Source organism: Mesorhizobium sp. ZC-5 (genome assembly GCF_025753855.1).
GTDB lineage: Bacteria > Pseudomonadota > Alphaproteobacteria > Rhizobiales > Rhizobiaceae > Neomesorhizobium.
This window is the reverse complement of record NZ_JAOWPT010000034.1, coordinates 1-3420: the sequence shown is the minus strand read 5'-3', so window position 1 is coordinate 3420 and position 3420 is coordinate 1. Positions and strand designations below refer to the sequence as shown.

Here is a 3420-nt window from a genome sequence, read left to right as displayed (position 1 = left end):
TCGAGGACATAGACGTCATTGCCGCCGAGCCCGCGCATGGTGTCGGTGCCAAGGCCGCCGTTCAGCGTGTTGTTGCCGCTGTTGCCGATCAAGAGATTGCTCAGGCCGTTGCCGGTGCCATTGATGTTGGCGGAGCCGGTGAGCACCAGCCGTTCGATATTTCCAAGCACAGTGGCCGAGTTGACAAGGCTGTAGGAGAAGGCGGCATACACCGTATCGGTGCCGCTGGAACCGGCGATGCTCTCATCGACGATGTCGCCGGCATTGTCGACGACATAGGTGTCGTTGCCGGCGCCGCCGAGCATGGTGTCGGTGCCAAGGCCACCGTTGAGCGTATCGTTGCCATTGCCGGCCGAAACCGTATCCGCTCCGCCCCCCGCAATGATATTGTTTGCCGCGCTTGTTCCTATGATAGTGTCGTCGCCGTTGCCGGTGGTCAGATTCTCGAAATTGGTGAACGCCTCGCCCGCAAAATTGGTGGCGCCGGTCACCAGGTTGATCGAGTAGGTACCACCCCAGGTGGTCGTATCGAGCGTGTCGACGCCGGTGCCGCCGTCGATCGCCTCGAGCGAGTTCGTCAGCCCGGCAAAGATCACGTCGTCGCCGTCGCCGCCGCGGTAGGTGCCGTCGCCGTTCGAGCTGATCACGTCGTTACCAGCGCCGCCATCGATGGTCAGCGCGGCGAAATGCGGGACCAACCCCGTCGCCGAGATGGTATCGTTGCCGCCGAGCGCCTGGATAGTGAGGCTGTCCGCGCCAGCGCTCGTCTCAAATTGGCTGATCGTCACGCTCGCCGGAAGCCCGGTCACCGTCAGCAGCGCTCCCGTCGTACCGCTGAGACTGATTGTGTTGGCGCCGCCGCTCGCATTCAGCGTCAGCGCGTCGGCCGCCCCGTCGCCGGCCGCGCCGCCGATCGTCGATGCGAGGTCGATCGCCAGCAGCGTCACATCGGTCGCGGAAAGATCGTTGACGACGATGGTGTCGGCACCGCCGAGCGCGACGAACTGGATCACTTCGGTATCGTTGAGGTCCATCGTGACGGCGGCAACGTCGCGAAAGAACAGGACACGCCCGCCGTTCGGCGAGACGGTGATGGTCTCGGCGATATTGGCGCCGTTGAAGCGCAAGGTGTCGGTACCCGCCTGGCCCTCGACGGTGTCGTTGTCGTCGCCGGGATTCCACACGGCCACGTCATCGCCGGCTCCGAGGAGCGACGTGTCGTTGCCGTCGCCACCGCTGAACAGGTCGTCTGCGGCGGAGCCGAGAAACACGTCGGTGCCGAGCCCGCCGTTGACGGTGAGCGAAACGAGGCCGGCCGCGAGCGTGCCCGCATCGATCAAGTCGTCACCGCCTTGGGCGTTGAGCACCAGCCGGTCGTTGGCGGCTTCCGCGTCGAACAGCCGGACGGTTACGGGCAATCCGGAGGCCGACACGATTCCTCCAGCCGATGTCACCGCAATCGTATCCACGCCATTGGTACTGTTTGCGGTGATCGTGTCGACCGCACCGTCGCCCCCGCCGAGCGATCCCTGCAGGTGGACATCGACGTGGGTGGCGTCGGTGCCGCTCAGATCGCCGACGACGACGTTGTCAGCCCCGCCGAGCGCGTCGTACCGGACCCGCTCGACATCGTCGAGGTCCATCGTCACCGCAGCGACGTCGCGAAGGAACAGGACACGCCCGCCGTTCGCGACGACATTGATGATTTCGCTCGCATTCGAGCCGGCGAACAGCAGCTCGTCGGTTCCCGCCTGTCCTTCGACGACGTCGTTGCCGTCGCCGGGGGCCCATTCGAACACGTCGTCGCCGGCGCCGAGAAAGCCAGTGTCGTTGCCGTTGTCGCCTAACACGTGATCGTTGCCGTCGCCGGCGAGTATCGTGTCGGCCCCCTGGCTGCCCAGGACCGTATCCGCACCCGCACCGGAGTCTATCGTCAGCCTGACGACACCGCTCGGAAGAGTGGTCGCGGTGATTGTGTCGTTGCCGCCGAGGCCGTTGATGACAAGCGCATCGTTGGCGCCCTCGGAACTGGTGACTGCGATCCCAGCCGGCAGGCCTGTGACGCTGAAACTGGTGCCTGAGCCGGTCACGTTGATCGCATCCACGCCATTTGTGGCGTTGACGACGACCACGTCGGCCAGAGCGTCGCCCGCCGACCCACCGATCGTTCCCGCGAGGTTGATCGCGACGGCGGTCACGTCGGTCCCGGAAAGGTTGTCGACTGTGATCGTGTCGGCTCCGCCGAGTGCGTTGAGCGTGAACGTCTCGACGTCGTTCACGTCCATCACGATGTTGCCGAGGTCGCGCGTCAACCGCGCGCGACCACCATTGGAGGAGAGGGCGAAGATCTCATTGCCCGCGCTGCCGTTGAACAGTAGGGTGTCGGTGCCGGTCTGGCCTTCGACGATGTCGGAGCCGTCGCCCGGATCCCATTGAAACACGTCGTCGCCGTTTCCGAGGAACGCGGTATCATTGCCCTGCTGGCCGTCGACGAAATCGTTGTCGTCGCCGCCCAGCAGAAGGTCGGCCCCGTTGCCGCCGAGGATCGTATCGTTGCCGGCGCCACCGTCGAGCGTCAGCGAAATCAGTGCGGCGAGATTGCCGGTGGTCGAGATCGTGTCGTCGCCGGCGCCGGCGTTGAGCACGAGGTTCTCGCTGGTGCCGATATCGAGCGTGAAGGGGGCGGGGTCGATGCGATCGAACCGCACGCGCGTGCCGTTGGCAGTGACCGTGAAGATCTCGCCGCCGCCGCCGCCGTTGACCTCGACGGTGTCGGTGCCGGCACCGCCTTCCATCAGGTCGGAATCGTCGCCCGGATTCCACACCATCAGGTCGTTGCCGTCCCCGCCGAACATTTGGTCGTCGCCGTCTCCGCCGGCCAATATGTCATCGCCGAAGCCGCCAAGGAGCAAGTCGACCCCACCCCTGCCGAACAGGGTGTCGTTGTCGGCTTCACCGTTCAGCGTGTCGTCGCCGTCTCCGCCGGTCAGCGTGTCGTTGCCAGCACCGCCGAAGAGCTCCGCCGCTGGCAGTGCGCCGGTGGCCTCATCGAGCGCGATGGTATCGTCGCCCGCATCGCCGACGGCTTCGATTATGTCGGTGTTGGCGACTGTCGCCGGCCCGCCGGTGACGGGAACAGCGCCCCCGTTGACGAGGAGGGTCCCGGCGGCGTTGCGCGAGACGGTTATACCCTCACCGCTGATCGTGCCGAGCACGGTCAGCCTGAACTGCGCCGCAATGTAGGTTGCGGTTATGGGCATTACTGTTGATCTCCGTGCGTGAGAACGCTCACTTGAACAATCGCTCTCACACGATGATGAAGTCGGCGTTTGTCATTGCGAGTCCTGCGTCGAGGGTTGCAAACTGGGTGGCGCCGCCGGCGGCACTGCCGTTGCTGTCGTAGATGAGGGCGCCGGTGAC

At 65.2% G+C, this 3420-nt stretch carries 1 protein-coding gene; it reads right to left on the bottom strand.

Annotation, left to right across the window (positions count from 1 at the left end; translation table 11 throughout):
- The coding region (locus OHD58_RS30265) for a beta strand repeat-containing protein (RefSeq protein WP_263807283.1) at positions 1-3260 on the bottom strand (3260 nt) is incomplete at its 3' end.
- Between the last annotated feature and the right edge of the window lie 160 nt (positions 3261-3420).